The sequence below is a fragment of the Enterococcus lemanii genome, from assembly GCF_016909125.1.
Taxonomy (GTDB): domain Bacteria; phylum Bacillota; class Bacilli; order Lactobacillales; family Enterococcaceae; genus Enterococcus_I; species Enterococcus_I lemanii.
On record NZ_JAFBFD010000001.1, the window covers coordinates 140449 to 164738 of the forward strand.

Annotated in this window: 17 protein-coding genes, 1 tRNA gene and 1 pseudogene; 4 read left to right on the forward strand and 15 right to left on the reverse strand. The window is 35.7% G+C overall.

Annotated features, from left to right (window positions below; all coding sequences use genetic code 11):
• The first annotated feature begins 115 nt into the window (after positions 1-115).
• Positions 116-1066 (forward strand): Gfo/Idh/MocA family protein, encoded by a 951-nt coding sequence (locus tag JOD14_RS00660; protein WP_204652751.1) that lies wholly within the window; start codon positions 116-118, stop codon positions 1064-1066.
• Positions 1067-1129: 63 nt separating this feature from the next.
• Here the strand turns inward: JOD14_RS00660 and JOD14_RS00665 are convergent, their stop codons facing one another.
• Entirely contained in the window at positions 1130-2089 is a 960-nt protein-coding gene (locus JOD14_RS00665) for an aromatic acid exporter family protein (protein WP_204652752.1), read from the reverse strand.
• A 125-nt stretch (positions 2090-2214) separates the two neighbouring features.
• On the opposite strand from JOD14_RS00665, the pseudogene JOD14_RS00670 reads away from it, so the two are divergent.
• Positions 2215-2703, forward strand: a pseudogene (locus JOD14_RS00670) (FUSC family protein); the annotation flags it as partial.
• A 55-nt stretch (positions 2704-2758) separates the two neighbouring features.
• Here the strand turns inward: JOD14_RS00670 and JOD14_RS00675 are convergent.
• From JOD14_RS00675 to JOD14_RS00690, 4 genes are all read right to left on the reverse strand, one after another.
• Entirely contained in the window at positions 2759-6178 is a 3420-nt protein-coding gene (locus JOD14_RS00675) for an ABC transporter permease (protein WP_204652754.1), read from the reverse strand.
• 8 nt (positions 6179-6186) lie between these two features.
• Positions 6187-6888: an ABC transporter ATP-binding protein gene (locus JOD14_RS00680; RefSeq protein WP_204652755.1), complete on the reverse strand. Its 702-nt coding sequence runs from the start codon at positions 6886-6888 to the stop codon at positions 6187-6189.
• A 112-nt stretch (positions 6889-7000) separates the two neighbouring features.
• The gene (gene nagA, locus JOD14_RS00685) at positions 7001-8152 is read right to left on the reverse strand and encodes an N-acetylglucosamine-6-phosphate deacetylase (protein ID WP_204652756.1); all 1152 of its coding nucleotides are present in this window, start codon (positions 8150-8152) and stop codon (positions 7001-7003) included.
• Positions 8153-8227: 75 nt separating this feature from the next.
• Positions 8228-9061, reverse strand: a complete 834-nt coding sequence (locus tag JOD14_RS00690) for a helix-turn-helix domain-containing protein (RefSeq protein ID WP_204652757.1) — start codon at positions 9059-9061, stop codon at positions 8228-8230.
• 121 nt (positions 9062-9182) lie between these two features.
• On the opposite strand from JOD14_RS00690, the gene JOD14_RS00695 reads away from it, so the two are divergent.
• Complete coding sequence (locus JOD14_RS00695; protein WP_204652758.1) at positions 9183-9362, forward strand: DUF2187 domain-containing protein; 180 nt, start codon at positions 9183-9185, stop codon at positions 9360-9362.
• Positions 9363-9440: 78 nt separating this feature from the next.
• Here JOD14_RS00695 and JOD14_RS00700 read toward each other — a convergent pair.
• Positions 9441-9522 (reverse strand) — tRNA-Leu (locus JOD14_RS00700).
• Positions 9523-9752: 230 nt separating this feature from the next.
• Here JOD14_RS00700 and JOD14_RS00705 point away from each other — a divergent pair.
• On the forward strand, positions 9753-10970 hold the full coding sequence (locus JOD14_RS00705) for a pyridoxal phosphate-dependent aminotransferase (protein WP_204652759.1): 1218 nt from the start codon (positions 9753-9755) through the stop codon (positions 10968-10970).
• Between the two features lie 93 nt (positions 10971-11063).
• Here the strand turns inward: JOD14_RS00705 and JOD14_RS00710 are convergent, their stop codons facing one another.
• The 9 genes from JOD14_RS00710 to JOD14_RS00750 all read right to left on the reverse strand — a co-directional run bounded on the left by JOD14_RS00710 (position 11064) and on the right by JOD14_RS00750 (position 24014).
• Positions 11064-11789 carry a hypothetical protein gene (locus JOD14_RS00710; RefSeq protein ID WP_204652760.1) on the reverse strand — a complete coding sequence of 242 codons (726 nt, stop codon included), beginning with the start codon at positions 11787-11789 and terminating at the stop codon, positions 11064-11066.
• A 79-nt stretch (positions 11790-11868) separates the two neighbouring features.
• Positions 11869-13698: a glycoside hydrolase family 13 protein gene (locus JOD14_RS00715; protein ID WP_204652761.1), complete on the reverse strand. Its 1830-nt coding sequence runs from the start codon at positions 13696-13698 to the stop codon at positions 11869-11871.
• 12 nt (positions 13699-13710) lie between these two features.
• On the reverse strand, positions 13711-16119 hold the full coding sequence (locus JOD14_RS00720; RefSeq protein WP_204652762.1) for a glycogen/starch/alpha-glucan phosphorylase: 2409 nt from the start codon (positions 16117-16119) through the stop codon (positions 13711-13713).
• A gap of 92 nt (positions 16120-16211) precedes the next feature.
• A complete protein-coding gene (gene glgA, locus JOD14_RS00725; protein ID WP_204652763.1) occupies positions 16212-17642 on the reverse strand; it encodes a glycogen synthase GlgA in 1431 nt (476 codons plus the stop codon).
• A gap of 4 nt (positions 17643-17646) precedes the next feature.
• Entirely contained in the window at positions 17647-18792 is a 1146-nt protein-coding gene (gene glgD / locus JOD14_RS00730) for a glucose-1-phosphate adenylyltransferase subunit GlgD (RefSeq protein WP_204652764.1), read from the reverse strand.
• Entirely contained in the window at positions 18782-19924 is a 1143-nt protein-coding gene (locus JOD14_RS00735) for a glucose-1-phosphate adenylyltransferase (protein ID WP_204652778.1), read from the reverse strand. Before JOD14_RS00735 ends, glgD begins: the two co-directional genes overlap by 11 nt.
• 21 nt (positions 19925-19945) lie before the next feature.
• Positions 19946-21862 (reverse strand): 1,4-alpha-glucan branching protein GlgB, encoded by a 1917-nt coding sequence (gene glgB / locus JOD14_RS00740; RefSeq protein ID WP_204652765.1) that lies wholly within the window; start codon positions 21860-21862, stop codon positions 19946-19948.
• 325 nt (positions 21863-22187) lie between these two features.
• On the reverse strand, positions 22188-23033 hold the full coding sequence (locus JOD14_RS00745) for a DUF1803 domain-containing protein (RefSeq protein WP_204652766.1): 846 nt from the start codon (positions 23031-23033) through the stop codon (positions 22188-22190).
• Between the two features lie 51 nt (positions 23034-23084).
• The gene (locus JOD14_RS00750; protein WP_204652767.1) at positions 23085-24014 is read right to left on the reverse strand and encodes a manganese-dependent inorganic pyrophosphatase; all 930 of its coding nucleotides are present in this window, start codon (positions 24012-24014) and stop codon (positions 23085-23087) included.
• Positions 24015-24290 lie beyond the last annotated feature (276 nt).

Consider the following 24290-nt stretch of genomic DNA (forward strand, 5'->3'; position numbering starts at 1 on the left):
CTCCTATTTAATGTAATTGATTTTTGACCAAAGAAGAAGTCTTCTATTCAAATATTGACCAAAACTTAACTTCTTTTGTTATACTATAATATATTATAACCTAGGAGGCTTCATTATGGAAAAATATAATTGGGGAATTGTCGGGACTGGAGACATCGCCGAACAATTTGCACATCAATTTAATCAAACGGATAGCCATTTATACGCTGTCAGTGCACGCGATTTTGAAAAAACAAAAAGATTCGCCAATAAACATCAGATACCACATGTGTTTTCAGATTTTGAAGCGATGCTTGAAGACCCTGCATTACAGATTGTTTATGTCGCTGTTCCGAATCAATTACACTACAGCTACATCAAAAAAGCCTTACTGGCAAATAAACATGTCCTATGTGAAAAAGCAATGACATTAAATTACCAAGAGTTAATGGAATTAGTTCAAATTGCCAATGAGAAAAAACTTATCTTGCAAGAAGCAATGACTATTTTTAATATGCCTTTATACGCTCACTTAAAAGAGCGAGCAGCTGCCAACGAATTTGGGCGTCTGAAAATGATTCAAGCTCCTTTTGGTAGTTACAAAGAGCCTGACCCAACCAATCGGTTTTTTAATCCTGATTTAGCTGGCGGCGCGTTACTAGACATTGGAACGTATGCCGTTTCATTTGCACGTTATTTTATGTCGACAACGCCAAAAGTACTTTTCAGCGAGATGTTACCATTTGAAACAGGTGTGGATGAGCAGTCTATTACTGTTTTAAAAAACACCCAAGATGAAATGGCCACCGTCGCTTTAACTTTCCAAGCAAAAATGCCAAAAACGGGTATTGTTGCCTATGAAAAAGCTTATTTAACCATTCCTGAATACCCTCGCAGTGATTTTGCAACGATTACCTATTTAGATGGGAAGGTCGAATCTGTCCAGCTAGGCGAAACCGAGCAAGCCCTTAATTATGAAATCGAACAAATGGTCAAAAGCATCCAATCAACGCATAATTCCACACTGCCACTGACCATTGACGTAATAAAAATCCTTGATACCATGCAAACTTTATGGGCCAAATAACACACGATAAAAAAACAAACCTAGTAAAATTTGACTCTAGGTTTGCTTTTTTTGCTATAAGGGTTAATCGCCATGGTACTTTATATTTGAAAATTCTGTCTTAATTTCAATGAAGTTTTTATACGTTTGTAGAAATTGAAATAAACGGGCACGGTTTTCAAACTCCAATCGATTACTAGGCATCGGCTTTAGTCGATAGCTTTCCAAAACCCAAGAAATTTCTTTTAAAATTTGGCGTCCATCATTTTCTTCTGATAAAGTTTGACTCGTGTTGCTTAGCAAAATCCGCAAATCTTCGACTAATTCTTCTTTTGTTTGGATTTTTTCAAGCAAGGCTACCATCTCTTCAATCAACCTTAACTGAGACTTACGCATTAGGAAATAATTTTCATAATAATAATTTGATCTTAACCAATGATTTTCTTGGTGAACCATGGCTTCATTTAAGCCAAATTGAATCGCCTTGGATAATTGATCGGTTCGTTCAAGTAAGTCTTTTTGTGATTTTTTATTTAAAGAGTTCGACATCTCTTGAAAAACTTGACGAAAGCCTTCTTCAATTTCATCTTGTGCTCTTTTTAATTTTTCTTCTAAATTCGGCATATACAAGTTCAAAAGCAAAGACATCCCTACTCCAATTGTCATCAATAAAAACTCGTTTAAAATTAACCATCCTGAAAAATGTTTTTCAAGCATATAATGCGTAACTAAAACCGACGTTACAACAATGCCATCTGTTAGTGAAAATTTTACTGTAAGAGGGATAAATAGTAGTAAGAATAAGGCAAAACCATAAGCATTAAAACCTAATAAGCCAAAAGTAAGAAACGAAAGGATCGTTGCTAAGATTAACGCAAAAAAACGTGCTAAACCGACACTAAGGGATTTCTTTTTTGTGTTTCCAAGACTTAAAATTGCAATAATCCCAGCGGAAGGGGCATAAATTAAATTAAGGTGACTCGCTAATAACATCGCCAGTAAACAAGCAACGACTGTTTTTAACGTGCGCAAACCAATTTTCATAAAAATTTACTCTCTTTCTTTTTTTATCTTTGTCTAGTAACCAAACCTTGTGGTAACATAATAACTAATTATTCATTGTGAAGCTAGTCTATCAAAAAGAAATATAGGAACGGGGGATTTTACGAATGCGCTTTGGGAATTTTCGTTTTGGGATGCGTACTTTTAAATCAGCACTTGCTGTTATGCTGTGTATTTTAATTTTTCATCTAACTAATCGCGGGGAACCCATGATTGCGGCCTTGTCTGCTGTTTTTTCAATGCGCCAAGACTTACCAACAACTTTAAGTTTTGGGAAATCTCGTATTTTGAGCAATTCACTTGGCGGGAGCCTGGCAATTATTTATATTTTGATTCAAAACCAATTTCAGTTTCAGTTTGCTTTTGAATTAATTTTGGTCCCGGTTTTTGTTGCACTTGTGATTATTATCTCAGACGGCATAAAGAATCAAGCAGGAATTATTTCTGGCGTCTCAACTTTGCTTTTGATTACTTTAAGTATGCGTGGTGAAGAGTCATTATCTTACGCTATTGCGCGGGTCATTGACACTTTCATTGGGACTATGATTGCGGTTGGTTTAAACTACTTCATTCCTTTAAAAAACACGACCAAAGAAAATTAAAGAAACAAGCCAAGCACAACGATGGCATCATTTTTGTGCTTGGCTTGTTTTATTCATTTGATTTTAACGCTTCAATCATGTCGACATTTTTTAACTTATAATACATTACAATTCCTACCACGATGGTAAAGAAGATCGTAATTAAACTTGCGAAAACATAACTAGTGAGATGAATGGTAGGCGAAAACATTAGCATATCTAATTCTACCGTCTGTAACACGTATCGGTGAAGAATCTTCCCAAAAAACAAGCCAAAGCCAATTCCAAAAATCGTCAAGATGATGTTCTCACGGTAAATATACATCGTCACTTCTTTGTTATAAAAACCTAACACTTTAATGGTCGATAATTCACGAATTCTTTCAGAAATATTAATATTGTTCAAATTATATAAAACAATAAACGCTAATAAACCTGCTGAAATAATTAAAACCCAAACGACAATATTTAAAACATTCGTTGTATCGTCTAGAGCAGTCGAGGAGTCCGATAAGAAAGTGACATTCACGACTTTATCTAACGCCATCAACGAATTAGCCACCTTTTTTTCTTCAGATTTGGTTAACGATTCTTCAAATAGTAATAGTTCGCTATTATATTGTGGCGCTTTGCCAAAAATAGTTTCATAAGACTTCGGCGTTAAGTATGCAAAGTGCCCGACATAGTTCTCGACAATAGCAGCAACTTTTATTTTAAATACTTCTTTATCCGCATTTTTCAACTCAATGGACTGGCCGATCGAAACATTTAATATTTTGGCTAGCTTTTCATTGATGACAGCCCCCTCATCCGTCAATTCATAAGTATTACCGGACTTACGGTCGTTCATTAAGAAAAATTGCGGTAATATTGCGGTGTTTTCAGGGACATAAACCGTCACGTCTTGCATATTTTGCCCTTTTTTTTCAGCAGTAAAGACTTCTGAAGCTAACGCTAATGTCGCTTCTAAGTGACTAAATTTTTCAAGTGTCGTTTGATAAGCTCTTGTTTGTTCTTCGGTTGCTTCTTTGTCAAAGCTTACAATCCCTTGATATGTCCATATTTGACTAAATTGAATTGGAACAATGTCGCCAATGGAGTTTTTCAAACCATAACCCGTCAAAATCATGGCCATACAGCCGGCAATACCAAAGATTGTCATTAACATACGTGCTTTATAGCGAAATAAATTCCGCATCGTCACTTTTTGATTAAAATTCAAACGTCGCCAGATAAACGTTATCCGTTCAATTAAAATTCTTTTACCTGCTTTAGGTGCTTTGGGGCGAAGTAGCGTTGTAGGCGTGCTTCTTAAATCAACTCGTAAAACAATCAAAGAAATACCAACTGTACAAAATAATCCGACCACTAACCCAATTAGTGAGTACGACCAATACCATGGAGTGGAAAATTCTGTAATACTGTAAAGTTGTCCATAAGCATTAATAATAATCATGGGAAATATATAAAACCCAAAAGCGAGCCCTAAAAAGGTACCTGACACTCCAGCTGCAAGTGCGTAAATTAAGAACTTCAAGGCCACTTCACGATTACGATACCCTAAAGCCTTATACGTCCCAATTTCAACACGTTTTTCTTCAATCATCCGACTCATTGTTGTCAAACTAACCAAAGCGGCAATCAAAAAGAAAATCGTTGGAAAGACCGTCGCAATCGAAGTAATTCGATTGGCGTTTTGTTTATACTCAATATAACCAGGATTACTATCGCGGTTGACAAGAGTATACTCTGCAGCTTTTAATGCCATTACTTTCTCGCGTTCTTGATTTAATTTCTTTTGCGCTTTTTTTAACTCAGGCAATTTCTCATTTTTTAATTTTTCAAATTCGGCTAAGTTGGTCTCATAAAGTGCCCGGCCCTCCGCTAAGTCACTTTTAGCAGTTGTTAATTGCTGTTGTCCCTTTTGTTTTTCAAGTGCTAAGTCAAGTTTCCCTTGAGCTAGTTGTGTTTGTCCAGACTTGATTTGGGCTTGGGCCGTCTCTAATTCTACTCGACCCGCATCAATTTGAGCCTGTCCTGCCGCAAGTGTCTCTTTTGCATTTGCTAACTCATTCATCTGGACTTCTAATTGGGATATCGTCGTTTGCGCTTGAATATACTGTTCATTCATTAATTTTTCTAATTGCTTTAACTGTTCTATCGCCAAATCAAGATTTTCAACCGTTAAGCCGTCAAGTAAAAGAGTGATTAAATTTTGTAATTCCGAAGTTGTTGGTAACGTTTGACCAAGTAGCACTAAGTAACTTTTTAAGCCTTCAAGCGCAACGACTTTTTCTTCTGGACTTAAATTTGCCAGTTGATTCGCATATTGCATCATCTCTTGATAGAGAACCATTGATTCTTGTAGCTGTTGTACAACGGCTTCTAGCTGTTCTTTTTGTAAATTTAGCTGGGTAAGTTGTTCCGTTAAGGCCTCGACTTTTCCTTTATTTACATCCAATTCACGTTGTTTTTCTTCCAACATTTTTTTTTGTTGGTCAAGTTCTTCTTGCGCTAAAATCAATTGTTTTTCTTGCGAGGAGATTTCCGTTTGTGCACGCTCAATTTCCAAATCAAACTTGCTTTGATTGGTGGCAAGTTCTACTTCACCGGATTCTAATTGTTCTTTTGCATCAGCTAGTTGCTTGCTTCCATCTGTAATTTGTTCGTTCGCGTCATCTATTTTTTTTTGATTTGCGAGAAGCTCCTTCATGGCTTTTTCTTGAATTTCTTTTAATCGCTCTTTTTTACGCGGTGCTAAGAGTTGTTTTAATTGTGTTTCATTTTTAACCATTAACTCATCATACGTTGTCGTGTAAGCTACTTGGTCATTTAAATTACGAAATCGAATAAGCATCCGACCGTATGCATCCATATTAAAAGCTTCCGTCGGTAAAAAAGCAAAATAATCAATTGAACCATTCCCAACATTGGTGTTTCCTCGTTTTGTTTGATCGATAAATTCAGAGGTGTTGACAAAACCAACAATTTTGAAGCGATGTTCTTTTAATTGTTCATCAGGATCATCTTTTAATAAAATATCAAATGAATCCCCTATTTTATATTTTTGCCCAATTGCTGCATTATTATCTAGAAGTATCTCGTTTTTTTCTTGGGGGAATTTTCCATCGATGAGTGTTAGCTGGTTTGATGGATTGTTTGATTCATAATTCATTAAACGAAAAACTTGATTTTTATCACTTAAATAAATATCAAATAAATATTGTAAAGTTGCAGATTCTACAAAATCAGCTTTTTCTGTTAACTTTTGATCTTCTTTTGAGAAGCCCAAAGAAGAGTAGAGCGTCAAATCCGCTAATTGGGTTTCTTCATAATAGTTATTTGAAGCCCGTAACATATCTGGTCCAGTTGCCCCAATGCCAACAAAAAAGGCTACTCCTAAAAAAATAATGCCTAAGATTGATAAAAATCTACCTGGCGAATTTTTAATTTCCCGTATACTTGTTTTTAATAATGCTTTTTTTTGCATTTAATCACCTACCATTCAATCGCAGAAATAGGCGTTGGATTTTCGTTTATTTCGATACTGCGAACTTTTGCATCATTAATCCGAATCACTCGATTAGCCATCGGTGCAATTTGGGAATTATGGGTAATAATCACAACGGTTGTACCCGATTTATGAGCTGCCTCTTCTAAAATTTGCAATATCTGTTTTCCCGTTTCATAATCAAGTGCTCCTGTGGGTTCATCACAAAGTAACAGCTTCGGTTTTTTTGCCAATGCTCGAGCAATCGTTACGCGTTGCTGTTCCCCACCTGAAAGTTGGGCAGGAAAATTGTTCATTCGATGACCCAAACCCACGTCAAATAAGACAGATTCCGGGTTTAAAGCATCTGGCACAATTTGAGAAGCTAGTTCAACATTTTCACGTGCCGTTAGATTAGGAACCAAATTATAAAACTGAAAAACAAAGCCAACATCGGTACGCCGATACCCTGTAAGTTGTTGATCACTAAAATCAGCAATATCCGTCCCATCAACAATAATTTGTCCACTATCACAACTATCCATTCCACCTAAAATATTTAAAACAGTCGATTTCCCTGCACCACTTGGTCCTAGAATAACCGCAATTTCCCCTTTTTCAACTTCAAAGGTTACATGGTCATTTGCAATAATTTCAGTGTCACCCATTTGATATTTTTTTACTACGTCATTTACTTGTATATAACTCATGTTCTCAAACGCTCCTTGTTATGCTTTCACTTCTTATTGTATCATTGCAAGGACTTTTTTCCTAAATAAAAAAAGAAGAATTCAAATGCCTTCTTCCTTTTTTATCGAATTATTAAGCTTTAAAACGTTCAACACCATCTAAATAAGTAGCTGCTAAAGTCATATCCGGATTTAAAACAATGAAATCGGCTGCTCGACCAGCTTTGATCATGCCACAAGTATCCTCAATTTTACAACTCAGAGCCGGAACATAACTTGCCATTAAAATTGCTTGTTCGGGCGTTGCGAGTCCCCAATCAACGACATTTTTTATCGCTTCTTTTAATTTTAAAATACTGCCTGCAAGATTTCCTTCAGCCATTCTTGCTGTGCCTTCTTTTACAACGACTGGAAACTCACCTAATATGTAATCTCCATCAGGCATGCCACCGGCCATCATACAATCGGTAATAAGTGCTACGTGGTCATGTCCTGCTTTTTCAATTAAGACTTCTGCTGCATGTGGGTGCACATGATGCCCATCACAAATTAATTCTGAAAAGACGTCATTTAAAGTTAACAGTGCGCCTACCATCCCTGGTTCGCGGTGGTTTAGACCACGCATCCCATTAAACGCATGCACAAAAACGCTAGCACCGGCTTCAACAGCTACACGTGCTTCTTCTAACGTCGCATTGCTGTGACCTAAAGAAACAACGACCCCTTCTTTCGTGACTGCCTCAACAAATTCCTTCACTCCTTTTCTTTCTGGAGCTAAAGCAATTTTCTTGATTATTCCACCTGAAGCGTTTTGCCACTCATTGAATGTTTCTAGGTCTGGGTCACCAAAATAGATTGGGTTTTGCGCCCCCTTGTGTTCTTCTGTAAAGAAAGGTCCTTCGAAGTAGATTCCTTGAATTTTTGCACCAGTCACTTGCTCTTTGACTTCACCAATTGTTGTAGCAACCTTGGTTAATAACTCTTTACTTGAAGTTAATGTCGTCGGTAAAAATGACGTAACGCCACAAGCCAATAATGCGTCAGACATTACTTTGATTCCGTTTGCATCATTGTCCATTACATCATGGTTCATATAACCATGAATATGCGTGTCAACTAAACCCGGCGCAATCCATTGGCCGCTATAGTCAAGGACATTGATTTCACTTTCTTCAGGTAAAGTGTGCGTATAATCCCCGAATTTTCCATCAATAATTTCTAAATAGCCTTTTTCTTTTGTTGCTGCTTTAAAAAAGAATTTATCTGCGAATACAAATGTTCTCATCTTTAATAATCGCTCCTTATCTACTAATCTACATGTAAAATTACTCCTAATAGCAAGTAAAGTCAAGTTGGTTTCTTAACCGTTTTCAATCTTTTTAATCATTTCAGCTAATTCAAAGTATTCAGAAGCCTCAAGCATTTTTTCTTTTTTTTGTAAAATCAATCCCTTTAATAAAAATAATTCTTTTAAATAGTAATAACTGCTGAACTGCTGACCTAAGAGGAATCCTTCTTCGATTGCTTCCAAAGCCAAATCCAACTCTTTTAATTGAAATAAAATATCTGCATAGTTATAAGCAACTTTCACAAGTTCAAATGTTTTTCGCTCGTTTGGCATTTCTTTAAGGCAGTTGTAACAATAGCGCGTGCACTTCAACGCTTCTTCTAATTGCCCACTTTCACCATAAACACGGCCCAAGCAACTAATCATTTGAATTTCAATTGTTGAAATATTGCTCTTATTTTGACCATAAGTATACAATATTCCACGTTTTAAAGACTCAATTGCAAATTGATTTTGGTTTTTAGCATAATATTGACAACTTCCTAAATAATAGTAGTAACGTTGTAAATCAACCTCTAACTGTAGTTGGTTAATAAAATTTTCATCATGGATTAATGTATAGACTTTTTCATAATTCGTTTGAATAAAATGCGTATGAATCTCATCAAATTTACGATTAAGCTCTGTAATTTCTTCAACTTGAGACAACATCAACTGATCCATGGTTACTTCTAGTCGTTGACATATTTGCTGCAAAACCAACGCATTTGGTAACTCCTCATCATTTTCAACTCGACTAATCAGACTTTGAGCACAAATCCCTTCTGCAAGCATTTTTTGTGTTAATTTTCTTTGTTTCCTTAACGTCTTTAATGTTTGACCAAACGTCTGTACCGATTCTTCCATAAATCCTCCAAATATGCGAATTTGCATTTTCCATTTCACTTATTTTAGCACATAATAACAAAAAAGGTTATTTATCAATAAAATACTTGGTTATTCAGTCAAATGATTAGGAGCGATGTAAATGGAAGCGCAAACAAAGGTTATTTTTAAATGGAACAACTACACGTATTTCGGTATCATTGAAAGGGAATATGAAAACTCCGTATTAGTTCAAGTCAACGAACCTTCTGCTGAAATGATGGAAAAATATAATGGCCGAATGGTTATTAGTAAGAAAATTTGTGAATCGGTGAATCAATAAAATCATTTACTTAAATTTTTTATTTTTAACAAAAAAAGTTGAGGAAGAGACGTAACAGACTCTTCCTCAACTTTTTTATGCAGACGATGGGATTTGAACCCACACGAGCCTAGCTCACACGCCCCTCAAGCGTGCGTGTCTGCCGTTCCACCACGTCTGCGTTTATAACATAACAAATGAATTTTACCGACAATTGCGAGTAAAGTCAATATAAAAAAATAAATTTCTATCCATAATTAAATGCCCTCTTCTATTTCGCTAAAAAAAGATAAGGAATTGTTAGAAAATTACTTTTTTATACGTATGAAGTCGTTTTATTTGGTATAATTAACAATCATTTATAACTAATAAATTGGATATTCAATCATAACGCAAGAAAGAGGATGGCCTATGAAAAAGTTCGAAAAATCAAGCAAACTTGAAGGAGTTAGCTATGACGTCCGTGGACCTGTTTTAGAAGAAGCTGAAAAAATGCAAGATGAAGGGATTAGCATTTTAAAATTAAATACAGGCAATCCAGCTACGTTTGGTTTTGAAGCGCCAAATGAAATTGTCCGGGACTTAATTTTAAATGTTCGTGACTCTGAAGGATACTCTGACTCAAAAGGAATTTTTTCAGCCAGAAAGGCCATTGAACAATATTATCAACTAAAAAACTTCCCTAACTTATCTATAAACGATATTTATACAGGTAATGGTGTGAGCGAGTTAATCACAATGTCTATGCAAGGTTTATGTAATAATGGGGATGAAGTTTTAGTGCCCATGCCCGATTATCCACTTTGGACAGCTTCTATTTCACTAGCCGGGGGAAAAGCCGTTCATTACATTTGTGATGAAGAAAGTGAATGGAATCCTGATATTGCTGATATTCGTGCAAAAGTCACTTCAAAAACAAAAGCAATTGTTTTAATTAATCCCAATAACCCCACTGGCGCTGTCTATCCAAAAGAAATTTTAGAAGAAATTGTTAAAATTGCACGCGAGTTTGATTTAATTATTTTTTCTGATGAAATTTATGATCGCTTAGTTATGGATGGACATCAACATTATCATATTGCGACGCTAGCACCTGATCGGCCGGTGATTACGTTTAGCGGTTTGTCAAAATCTCACCGTGTTGCTGGTTTTCGTGTGGGATGGATGGCAATTAGTGGTAATAAGAAAAACATTAAAGGCTATATCGAAGGATTAAATATGCTATCTTCTATGCGCTTATGCTCTAACGTACTATCGCAACAAATTGTTCAAACAGCTCTAGGAGGCTATCAAAGTATTGATGAACTTTTACTACCTGGGGGAAGAGTTTATGAACAAAGAGAATTCATTTATAACGCAATCAATGATATCCCGGGATTGTCAGCCGTAAAACCTAAAGCAGCCTTTTACATCTTCCCTAAAATTGATACAAAGCGTTTCAACATTTTAGATGATGAGCAATTTGTTTTAGATTTCCTACATGAAAAACACGTTTTATTAGTTCATGGCGGAGGCTTTAATTGGCATAGTCCTGATCATTTTCGAATTGTTTATTTACCTAATTTAGAACAATTAAAAATGACTAGCCAACGGATGCGCGATTTTCTTTCTAGTTATCGCCAAAAATAAAAAATTATTTTTCTAAAATCTAAATACACCAATCACGCAAGAATCGATTGCATGATTGGTGTATTTTTATTGATTTGACCACCTAGAAGTTCGCTATAACGACTTAAAATACGATTTTTCGGCAGTTGCACTTTGTTCGGTTTCAATTAAATTTTCTAAAGAGTGGTCAAGAACCGTTCTTTTTTTTTCAGTCGGAGCAGAAGATACTTCATTTCCGTAAAATTTCCTAACACTTGGGTCTTGCTCTTTTTTTTCTTGATAAGCAGCCATTCCATGATCAAAAAGCATATAACTTTCCTTGCTTTTCTCCATGGAAGCCATTAGTTCATTTTCACTAATTGTTGTTTTTTCTTCATCTGGAATAATCGAAGCTGGCACATATTTCGGTGTAAAACGTGCACGCCCTGAAAAATCTTTTCTAGGAGTAGCAATTGTTTCTGCTTTTTTCTCCTTGACTTGGTAAGAAGCTTGACGTGTCGTTTCACCAAAAAGTTGTCTTTTTCCTGTATCCGTTAATTCGAACGTCCCTCTTTTAGAATAATCCGGTAAATTTAACCGATGGCGTTTTAATTCTTCTTTTTGCTCAATTGATTGTCCGGTTTTCGCAGCCGCAACTCGCGGAGAACGACGCAGTTCTTTTTTTTGTTCAGTTGCTGTTTTCTTTGAATAATAAGGTGTTTCAGACAGATTAGTGATAATCCAATCCTCGTCATCTGAGAAAGGTTTTCTTTTTTTCGAGGAAGTTATTTTCACCCCTTGATCGTCTGAAAAAGCTGGAAAACGAGCATGTTTTCGTTTAATGTTTTGATTATCTATCATTATGATTCATCCTTTAATACAAGATTTCTTCCATAGTAACACAATTTACACCAAAACAAATAGCAATTAAAAAAGATTATTAGATGTTTACACTTTTTCCATTTACAAGGAACAAAAAATCATTGTCTAAGATTCGCTGATTCAATAGTCTTTGATTTAAATCCTCGCTTATTTTAGTTTCTTCTGCGATAAAGGTTAATGGTTCTTCAATCAAAAAGGCGTTGCTATTTGGATTAATAACTAGTGCAACATACTCTCCTTGATATGAACGTAAAATACCAAATAAAGAATCATTATAAAAGAGACTTAAATCACCATAAATAAGTGGCAGATGGTTTTTCCGCGTGTGAATCCATTTTTGACATAAATCATAAATTTCTTGTTGCCCATTTTCCCAAGGATGAAAGCGGCGATTATCGGGATCTTTCCCACCGAGTACTCCTGATTCGTCACCATAATAAATACAAGGCGAACCTAAAAAACTCATTAAAAAGCCAAAAGCAAGGTTTAATTTTTTTGTTTGTTGGTTTAAAACCGTTAAAATCCGTTCAGTATCATGCGTGCCGATGTTGTTAAAGCTATTCATAAATACTTCTTTGGGATAATTTTCGTAAAGCTTCATTAAAGATTTGGCAATTTTCTCTGGGGGCAACTCATTGTTTAATAAACTAATAATCGCATTGCGCAAAGGATAATTCATCACACCGTGCAAGTGATCACCAAATATATAATTACGCCGAATGCGATATGAAATTTTATTTGACGCATCTTCCCAGACTTCGCCAATCAGAACTTTTTCTTTTGAATAATCCAATGTCTTTCGAATCCCTTGAATAAAATCATCTGGCAACTCATCGGCTACATCTAAACGCCAACCGTCTACCCCCATTTGGGTCCATTTTGAAATGACACTATCTTTTTCCCCATAAATAAAAGCACGATAGCTTTCGTTTGCCTTATCAATCGTTGGGAGGTCTTTAATCCCCCACCAAGAATCATACTTATCAGGATAATCGGTAAACTTAAACCATGAATAGTAGGGGCTATGGATATTTTGATAAGCTCCTTCTTGTTCACCGTAGCTACCATCAACGTTAAAATAACGGCTCCTTTGTCCGACATGACTGAAGACGCCATCTAAAACAAGGCGCATGTCATTTTTATGCAGCTCATCAATCAATGCTTGAAAATCCGCTTCTGTTCCTAACACAGAATCGATTTTCAAAAAATCCCCTGTATCATACCGGTGATTACTCGCTGCTTCAAAAATCGGATTTAAATATAACGCCGTAATTCCTAATTTCTTTAAATAAGGTATTTTAGCTTGAATTCCTTTTAAGTTTCCCCCAAAGAAATCCCAACGTAAAATTTCCCCCTGATTATCTTTAATATAAAGTGGTAAATCAGATTTTGTCCCATATAAAAAAGAATTTTTTTTAGGATGATTAACAACTTCATTTGGATTACCATTATAAAAACGATCAGGGAAAATTTGGTAAAATACGCTTTCACGATACCAATCTGGTGCCGTTTCTTCTTTTTCATAACAGGTAATTTGAAAGTCCCAAGTCAATGTCTCTGAGGAATAAAAAACTCCCGCACCGCCATCTTCGGAAGCGCCAAAAAATTCATTAATTATTTGATCCCCAATAAATGATTGAATTTCAAAATGATAAAAATACAATCCTTTTCCCTGATTGAGAAAATATTCATATGTATAGAAATGACCTTCTCCATTTTCCATTTTTATTTTTTGTGTTTCTTGAAAATCTTTATGAATAACCAAATAAACTTCTTTATTAAATTCAGAAACAACCTCGATTGATAAGTGAACGAGGCTATTAACAAGGAGTGCACCAAAAGGTTTTTTATGATTACTCTGCCATGGATTAAAGCGAACAAATGTCATCCTATCACCTTCTTATTTTCTTTTACGCGCAAATAATGGTTCGATTTGCCAAATATCTTCTGCATATTGTTTAACGGTTGTGTCAGCTGAGAAATGGCCAGCATTCGCGATATTAATTAAACTAATTTTTTCCCAACGTTTACGATCTTTATAAGCCAAATCAATTTTAGTCTGTGCTTCACAATAAGAGTTAAAATCGCGTAATAAGAAATACTCATCATTATAAAGAATTAGAGAATCAAAAATCTCACGGCCCTCTTTTCCAATATTTGGAATTGTCCCGTCAATTAAAGTATCTAATATGCGTTTAATCACTGGATCATTTTCATAAATTTGATTAGAAGAGTAATTTTTGTTTTCATAATAAGCATACACTTCTGCTTCTGTTAAACCAAATATATCAATATTATCATCGCCAACAGCATCGCGAATTTCAACATTCGCACCATCTAAAGTAGCAATCGTTATCGCTCCATTTAGCATTAACTTCATATTACTCGTTCCCGAAGCTTCTTTTGAGGCTAAAGAAATTTGCTCACTCACGTCAGCTGCTGGAATAATAATTTCTGCTAACGTTACGTTGTAGTTTGCTAAAAAGACAATTTTTAATTTATCTTGAATTCGTTCGTCATGATTAATTAACTGGGCAACCTCATTAATCACTTTAATAATTGACTTCGCATACGTGTAACTAGGGGCAGCTTTTGCACCAAAAATAAAGACACGAGGCTCAATGTCCAGTTTTGGATTTTCTAGTAAGTCTAAATAAAGTTTTATAATGTGTAGTAAATTCAATAGTTGACGTTTATAAGCATGCAGGCGTTTGATTTGTACATCAAAAATTGCCTCAGGATTTATGACAATTCCGGTTGTTTCTTCTACGTATTGTGCGAGTGCGATTTTTTTAGTCTTTTTCGCTTCAAAAAGTCGCTTCAACACCGCTTCGTCATCTTGATAATTTATCAGTAATTTTAAATCCGCAGGGTCTTTGCGCCAAGTTTTACCGATTGTCTCATCTAGTACTTGGCTAAGTTCCTCATTGGCAATTTGCAACCAACGTCTTTGCGCAATCCCATTCGTTTTATTATTAAAACGTTCTGGATAGATTATATAAAAATCATGTAAAACAACTGATTTTAATAAATCGGAGTGTAGTTTTGCGACACCGTTTGTGCTATGACTGCCAATAATAGCTAAATTCGCCATATGAACATATTCGCCCTGAATAATTCGCGTCCGTTCGATTAAATCATTTGGATGAATATTTTGCATCGATAAGACATACCGACGATCGATTTCTTGAATAATTTGATACATCCGTGGGACCACGCGTTCCAATAAGTAAATCGGCCATTTTTCTAGCGCTTCTGCTAAAATAGTATGGTTTGTATAACTCATAACTTTTACAGTAAGATCCCATGCTAATTCCCAATTTAGATCACACTCATCTAATAAGATTCGCATTAGTTCTGGAACACAAAGCGCCGGGTGCGTATCATTGATGTGGATAGCGACTTTCTCACTTAAATCGTGCCAAGGACGATTTAGCTTGCGATAATAGCGAATAATGCTCTGGATTCCCGCTGAAACAAAAAAGTATTCTTGCGCTAAACGAATTAAACGCCCGGTTTCATTTGAATCATCTGGGTACAAAACAGCTGTTAGATCTTCAAACACGCGACGTTCTTCAATTGTTCGATACTTACCTTCTTGAGAAACTGGAATTTCAACGCCCCATAGACGCATTGTATTCACAATACCATTTTGGTAACCAACCATTCCGGTATCATATGGCACGGCTTTTAAAACAATTTCATTTTCATAAATTGGTTTTAGCTGGCCATTGGCTTGTTTTTCCATATAAACTTTGCCACCATAATGCACATTCACCGCCTTACTTTCGCGACGAATCTCCCAAACATTGCCATCTTGCAGCCATTCATCAGGCAATTCAACTTGATAACCATCAACAAATTGTTGTTTAAATAGGCCGTAATCATAACGAATACCATTCCCATTTCCGGGTAAACCACACGAAGCTAAGGAATCCATAAAGCAAGACGCTAAACGACCTAAACCACCATTTCCTAAAGCCATATCTTTTTCAACAGCTGCCACATCTTCTAAATCAATGTTGTAATCATTTAATGCTTCACGAACGATTTCAAGGAGACCTAAATTTAGTAGATTGCTCTTTAACATTTTCCCAGGCAAAAATTCTATCGAAAAATAGTAGACTTGCTTTTGCTCTTCTATAATATAATCCTTCCAAGTTTTTTGCCAATCTTGGTTATATATCGCTTTAATTGTTTTACCTAAGCTATAAAAGATTTCTTGCGGTGTCGCATCTTCTAATTCCATTGCATAACTTTGTTGAATATTCCTTTTTAACTCTTTCACTATTTGTTTTTTTGTAACCATTGAGACTCCCCCTTTTTTTAATAACAACAATATTCCTATATAAACAAACAGACTGAAACAAGCCTTACTCGTCCCAGTCGATTGTTTAATATTTATTTTATTTGCTCATATAAATCAAGATACCCTTGACAACAAGTCTGCCAGCTAAAATCTCGACTCATTGCATTCTTTTGGATTTTTAACCACGTGTTAGGGTTGGACTCATAAAGTTCAATACCTGCTTTGATTGCTTGCATCATATCAAAACCTGTAAAGTTTACAAAACCAAAGCCTGTCCCGGTTTCTTCATAGAGATTAAATGGTTCCACCGTATCCCTTAATCCTCCGACTTCGTGAACGATCGGCAAGGTGCCATAACGCATGGCAATCATTTGCGAAAGTCCGCATGGTTCAAAAGCAGACGGCATCAAGAACAAATCTGAACCTGCATAAATTTTTTGAGCTAATTTAACATCAAAGCCAATTTGAATCGCGCATTTTTCTGGGTATTGATGCGCTATTTTTCTAAAGCCTTCTTCAAACAATGGATCGCCTGTTCCAAGTAAGGCAAATTGGACATTAAATTGTAAAAGATTTTCCAATTCTGCTAGAAGTAGATGAAACCCTTTTTGATAAGTTAGGCGGCTAACAACTGAAATAAGCGGAACATCTGCTATTTGGGGCAAGCCCATTAAACGTTGCAGTTCCTGTTTATTCTCTTTTTTGCCATCAAGATTATCAACTGAATAATGACTAACTAGAATTGGATCGGTCGCTGGATTATTAATCGCATAATCAATTCCGTTTAAAATACCGACTAATTTTTGACTTTCCATCTGTAAAACAATTTCCAAGCCCGAACCAAAGGCGGTTGTTTTAATTTCTTCTGCATAAGATGGACTTACTGTGTTTACTCGGGTCGCATACAAAATACCTGTTTTCAAGAAATTTAAAGCTTCATTCCATCGAACCGTGCCATCTTCGTACCGTTCTGTGCCCATTCCAAATAAATCAGGTAAAACACTTGCGGCATATTGTCCTTGGAACTCAATGTTATGAATCGTTAAAACGGTTTGGATTTTTTCGTAAGCTTGTATCCAACGGTATTTTTCTTTAAGTAAAAAAGGAATCATCGCCGTGTGATAATCATTTGCATGAATAATCTCTGGAATGAAGTTGATTTTCTCCATCATTTCAATGATTGCCATTTGAAAAAAGGCAAAACGTTCCCCATCGTCATAGTAACCATATAAGTCTTCTCGGTCAAAATAGTATAAATTGTCGATAAAGTAGTAAGTCACTTGATTTAAAACAAGACGTTTAATTCCACAGTATTGTTGACGCCAGCCTACATGAACTGTAAATGAAAAGAGGTCCTCACACTGTTCTTTGTATTCATCAGCCATTTTTGTAAAATAGGGTAAGACTACTACCGTTTCAATTCCACGGTTGGCAAGTTCTTTTGGTAAAGCACCTGCAACATCACCTAATCCGCCTGTTTTAAAAAATGGTGCACATTCTGCCGCAGCAAATAAAACTTTCATGCTATTATCCCCCAATCACATCTGAGGTCACGTGCGCAGATTTTTCAATAACTACCGGATGATCAGGTGTTCCTTCAATACGGACGCCTTCACCGACAATCACATTTTTATCTAAAATAGCATAACGAACACTTGCCCCTGCTTTAATTTCACAACTTGCAAATACTAATGAGTCTTGAACGCTGGCTGCTTGTTCAATGATCGTTCCCCGACTAACGAGAGAATTTGCTACAGTTCCTTCAACGATACAGCCCGTTGCAAATTGGCTATTTTTCACGTCTGAAGTTTCAGTATAGTAAGTTGGCACTTCATCTTTCATCTTTGTATAAACTTTTTGGCTAGAATATAACAATGAATTGAATTTTTTAACATCTAACATATCCATGTTGGCTTCATAATATGATTTTGTATCAAAAATATTATTTAAATAACCCGTATATTCATAGGCAGTCGTATTAATGCCTGATGCGATATAATCTCTAAGTAAACTTTCGATATTTGCCGCAATACCAGCCGCTTGTTTTTGCTTTAACAATTCAATTAAAGTTTCTGTTTTAATAATAAAGATATCCGTACATAAATTGACTAACTCTGTCGGCTCAACATCACAAACAGAAGCTTTTTCCACAACGATATTTTCATCGTCTAATTTTAATAAAATATCAGATGGGTGTAACTTATCTTTTGGCATACGTTTGTAGACAACCGTTAAATTGGCTTTTTTTGTTCGATGAATTTGTAATACCGCTCGTAAATCAATGTTACATAAGAACTTACTGCCCATTAAAACAGCATAATCTGATTTTGATTTCGTTAAAAAATCAATGATTAAATCATAATAGCTCCGATTATTATCCGCACGACGAATATAATCTTGATAAATATGAATGAAGAATCGGTTTTGAACACCATCTAAATTCCATTCTTTCCCCCCACCAATATGATCAAATACGGAGCGTGTTTCACCTTCATTAAACACCATGAAAAGTTGTTTAATATTTGCATTGGCTACATTCGATAAATTAAAGTCAATTAAACGATATTTACTATCAAACGGCAAAGTGGCCAATGGACGAATATCAGTTAAAGGAGATAATTCGTCAAAGCGATGCGTATTTCCAATTAAAGCACACATTTTATTAGTCTTCATCTATCGTCACTCCAATCACTTCAGAATAACCCACTACGGCAATTTCATCGGTACCATTTAATTCAACATTATCTCCAATTACAGCGCCTTCTCCGACAATCACTCGATTCAATTGAACGTTTTTTCCAATTGTTGCTCCAGACATAATCACACTATCAACAATTCTAGTCCCTTCTTTTACTTGAACGGCATCTGACAAAATGCTGTGGTGAACTTCGCCTGCCACATAACAGCCATCAGAAATTAAAGCCCGTTCTGCTGATCCTGTTGCCGCAATAAAGTGAGGAGGTGCGATACGGTTTTTCGAGTAAATTCGCCAACCTTTGTCTCGAATATCCAATTCCATTTCAGGATCTAAAAATTCCATATTCGCTTCCCAAAGAGAGTCGATTGTGCCAACGTCTTTCCAGTACCCATCAAAGCGATAGGCAACAACATTTTCTCCACTGTCAAGATACGCTGGAATAACGTGTTTCCCAAAGTCATTCATTGATCCTTCTTTTGCGTAGTTGCTAGTCAAAACAGCTCGCAGGCGTGCCCAGTTAAAAATGTAAATCCCCATTGAAGCTAAATTATTTTTAGGTTCTTCAGGTTTTTCTTCAAACTCAATAATTCGATCATTATCATCCGTATTCATAATTCCAAAACGTGAAGCTTCTTTCATCGGGACTTCAATTACGGCAACTGATAATGAGGCATTTTTTTCTTTATGGTTGTGTAACATTTCTTCATAATCCATTTTATAAATATGGTCACCTGATAAAATTAAAACATATTGAGGATTTTGTTGATCAATATAATCAATATTTTGGTATATTGCATGGGCAGTTCCCTCGAACCATTTTGTTCCTTCCGAGCTAGAATAAGGTTGAAGAATGGTTACGCCTGAATCAATACCATTTAAACCCCAGTTGGCGCCATTTCCAATATGTGAGTTTAAAGCTAACGGTTGGTACTGGGTAACGACACCAACATTCGTAATACCTGAGTTTGAACAGTTACTTAAAGTAAAATCAATAATACGATAACGACCGCCAAATGGAACAGCTGGCTTAGCGATGTTCTTGGTCAACTTACCCAATCGGGTACCTTGTCCTCCTGCTAAAATCATTGCAATCATTTCATTTCTCATCACTTTGGGATTGAGCGCGTGTCACAATCCCTTCCCTCCCTTCACTACTCTTTTTTTCACCTTTATTTTCGTGGGTTTAAGTATCAATACACCCAAAGCTGGCACAATTGTCTGAATTTGATAATCAAACGCTTTAAAAGGAATGGCTAAGGTTTTTTGATTCGGATTATTTTCTACCCATGTTCCACCAAATTCTTCTAGTTCGGTATTGAAAATCTCTTGATACTCTCCTTCATAAGGAACACCAATTGCAAATTTTTCCCTTTCAACCGGAGCTAAGTTCACAACTACAATAACAAAGTCTTTACGTGTTTTTCCTTTTCGCATAAACGTTAAAATCGAATCTTGCTTATTATCTGCATCAATCCATTCAATCGTTTCCGGCAAGTAATCTAACTCCCATAATGATCGTTCCGTTTTGTATAATTCGTTTAAAGTTTGGGTAAAATGTTGCATTTTTAAGTTCATTGAATCATCTAAATCTACCCACTCTAACCCGTGGTCATACTTCCACTCTAAAAATTGTCCCCATTCGCTTCCCATAAATAATAGTTTCTTACCAGGGTGTGCAGTCATAAAAGCATATAGATTTCTAAGATGAGCAAACTGTTTATACCGATCTCCCCACATTTTATGCATTAAACTTTTCTTACCATGAACCACTTCGTCATGGGATAAAGCCAATAAGTAGTTTTCATTAAACATATACATGAATGAAAAAGTAATTAAATTAAAATGGTCTTTTCGGTAGAGAGGATCCATTTCATAAAAACGTAAAATGTCATTCATCCAACCCATGTTCCATTTATAATCAAAACCAAGAGCTCCAGTTTCAATTGGACCAGTGATTTGCGTTTGGGAAGTGCTCTCTTCTGCCATCATAATCACTTCTGGATGTGCTAGTTTGATTACCGCATTTAGCTTTTGTAAAAAATAATAACCTTCATAATTTCGATTGCCACCTTCATGATTTGGTGTCCATGGCCCATCATCGTAATCTAAATAAAGGACACTCGAAACAGCATCTACCCGAATCCCATCAATATGGAAAAACTCAATCCAATGTAACGCACTTGAGATTAGGAAACTTTGAACTTGCGGCTTACCAAGATCAAAATGCAGCGTTCCCCAACGGTTATTTACCGCTCGATTGCGATCTGCGTATTCAAAAGTTGGTGTCCCGTCGTAGTAAGGAAGCGTGTCTTCATTTGCACAATAATGACCTGGAACCCAATCGACAAAAACGCCAATATTCGCTAGATGACAAGCTTCCACAAAGTCTTGAAGTTCTTCTGGTGTACCATAGTAAGAAGCTAAAGCAAAAAAACCAGTTAATTGATAACCCCAAGAGGCACCTAGAGGGTGTTCCATTAAAGGCATAAATTCAACGTGTGTATAATTCATTTTCTTTAAATAAGGAATTAATTCTTCTTTTAAATCGCCAAAAGTATAGGGACGACCATCTGAGTGGTGTTTCCATGAGCTAGCATGTACTTCATAAATACTCATCGGACGATTAAAGTGATTGCTACGTTTTTGGCGTCCTCGCCATAATCCGTCTTTCCACTTTTTTTGTTGAACCGTATGAATAACGGCTGCTGTTCCAGGGCGTGCTTCAAAACGTATCGCAAAAGGATCAATTTTCATAATTTCTTTGCCATCTGCTTGTTTTACTTTGAACTTATAAAATTGCCCTTCTTGCGGGAGCTTGGTCTTTACTTCCCAGACACCTGAAATTTCACGTCTTGTCATAGGTAATGAATCATCCCATTGATTAAAATCACCGACCAACCAAACTTGTTGCGCATTTGGTGCCCAGACTCGAAAGACATAATTGTCGGTTTCTTTTTGTACACCTAGGAAGTGTTGGACATAAAAGTTCTCGCCCGTCAAAAATCTTTCTTCTGCTGTAAAAGTTTTTTCTAACTTCCCTACCATAACAACCCCCCCTAGTTTTCATTCTATAACTTTTTTATCATTTAAGATTAATTTAATTATAGCATAATTTTAATAATAAGAAATCAAGTTCCTAGAGATTATCTTTTAATCAGTTTATATTTTTTCTTGATTTCACAAACTTTTAAAGAATTTATGCGATTTTCCGCTTACAATTTAGATAACAACAAACGGCAAACGTTTACAATGTATTAAATGCAAAAAATTATTGTTAGGCAAAGTTATCATCCTATTTTTCTATGGGGAAAAGGATTGAAAAATAACAACAGGAATGATACTCTGCCTACTTTTAAGACATTCTATTAATTTAAATCTTCTCATGATAAAGTTGAAGCAATGTTGCATCCGTTAAGTTCAACCGGTCTAAAATTTCTCCGATAATTCTTCGTTGCATATAATAATCTAATTTTGAAAACAAATAGGGGATATCGGGATTTAACCAACTACTCGTTAAATCATTCACGATTGGCACCTTGATTTGCCACTCTTCTTTTTCCTCAATGACGCCTGCTATTTTCAGTGACTCCACAAAAATACTTGAACGAATTCGACGTCTTTTAGCTAAAATTTTATCTAACACAACAAAAGCTTGGTCAATATAATAATCCGGATCAACATCGCCAATCAAGCGTTGAAGTTGCGGAAATTGGGTTTGTGTGTGGGCTTGACGTTGTAACAAAAAATAATTTGGTAAATTGCAACTATTTTCGTCTAAACCTATTGAATAAAACACGCCTAAATCGTTACCTACTTGGTGTGAAAAAGCAAACGTTACTTCTTCAGGTAAAAGAAATGGCGAAAATCCTTGTGGGTTTTGTAACAATAAAATCAAATGAGTTAATTGCACTTGAATTGGTTGTTCACGCAGTTCAACGATTAACCGATCGACCCACTGTGCAAGCATTTCATGGTCTTCTGTTAAACTTGGATTCGCTAACTTTAGAGTGTATCGACGATCTTGACGTTGAATAATTTGTTGCTTAATTAGATATTCTAGTTGCGTTTCTATTTTTTCTTCTTTTGTAAAATGTTCTTTCAGCTCTCTTAAAATGTAGGTTTCTTTTCTTGAAAAAAGGGCACACAATTTTAAGAAAACGGGACCGTTTAATTTTTTTTCTAACGTTTCATTTTCTTTATTATAAATAATCTTCATTTTGTCTCCTAAAAAACGCTTATTGAACGGTTCAATAAGCGTTTATTTTTTTTAATTATTAAAGCTTTCAGTTAACTGTGGAACCACTTGTTTTTTTCTTGAAACAACGCCTGGCAAGAATGCACGGTTGTTTTCAAGAGTTGTTTCAAATGCTTTTTCAACTTTATCAAGGTCTGATCCAACTGCTAATAACGAAGAATCGCTTGCTAGAATATCTGTTACAATTAAAACAAACAAATCATATTGGTTTGTTTGATTTTCACTAGCCATTGCTGCTTCCAATTCTGCTTGACGCGCAAATACTTCTTTTATATCAACGGTGTTCACTTGCGCTACCCGAACCGTTTTTTCTCCCATTGTAAAGCTTTTTGCATCAAGATCAAGTAATGTCTCAACAGATTTATCACTTAAATTCGTTCCTGCTTTTAGCATTGCTAACCCATATTCTTCCAAATCTACTTGAGCAATTTGAGCTAGTTCTTTGGCTGCCGTTACATCCTCTGCTGTGCAAGTCGGTGATTTAAATAATAAGGTATCTGAAACAATCGCAGATAACATCATTCCGGCAATCGCGCGTGGCACTTCAATTTGAGCTTCTTTATATAACTTTAAAATAATCGTGCTTGTACAACCAACTGGTTCCGCACGATAATATAAAGGGTTCGCTGTTTCAAAATTTGCAATTCGGTGGTGATCAATGACTGCTAAAATATTTAAATCCGCAATGTCACTGATACTTTGTTGAAATTCATTATGATCGACCAAAACAACATCTGATACTTCTGTTTTTGCTTCACTTACAACACGAGGTGCAGAAATTTCAAAATAATCTAAAGCGTATTGTGTTTCTTCACTTGGCGTACCTAACGCAACGGCTTCAATTTCTTTTCCTAAAGTTTGTTGTAAGTTAGCATAGGCTAAGGCTGCTCCAATTGCATCAGTATCAGGATTTTGGTGTCCAAAAACTAAAATTTTCGACATATTGTTCGCTCCATTCATTAAATTCAAATTTTATGATAGCAAATTCTTTGGTAAATTACTATCATTTATCAAAAAAAGCAGTGACTTTTATTTCGGGGTCTATAATATTTGGTGTTGTTACTAAGAAATTGGTAAGAACACCCTTTTTCTTTCTATAACAAAAAAGCATCTGTTTCCCTTATAATTAAGTTAGACACAAAATTCAAGGAGGAAAACAAATGCTCTGCTATAAAGATATCAAAATCAAGGATGAAAAGCTAGACCAAACATTTAAAC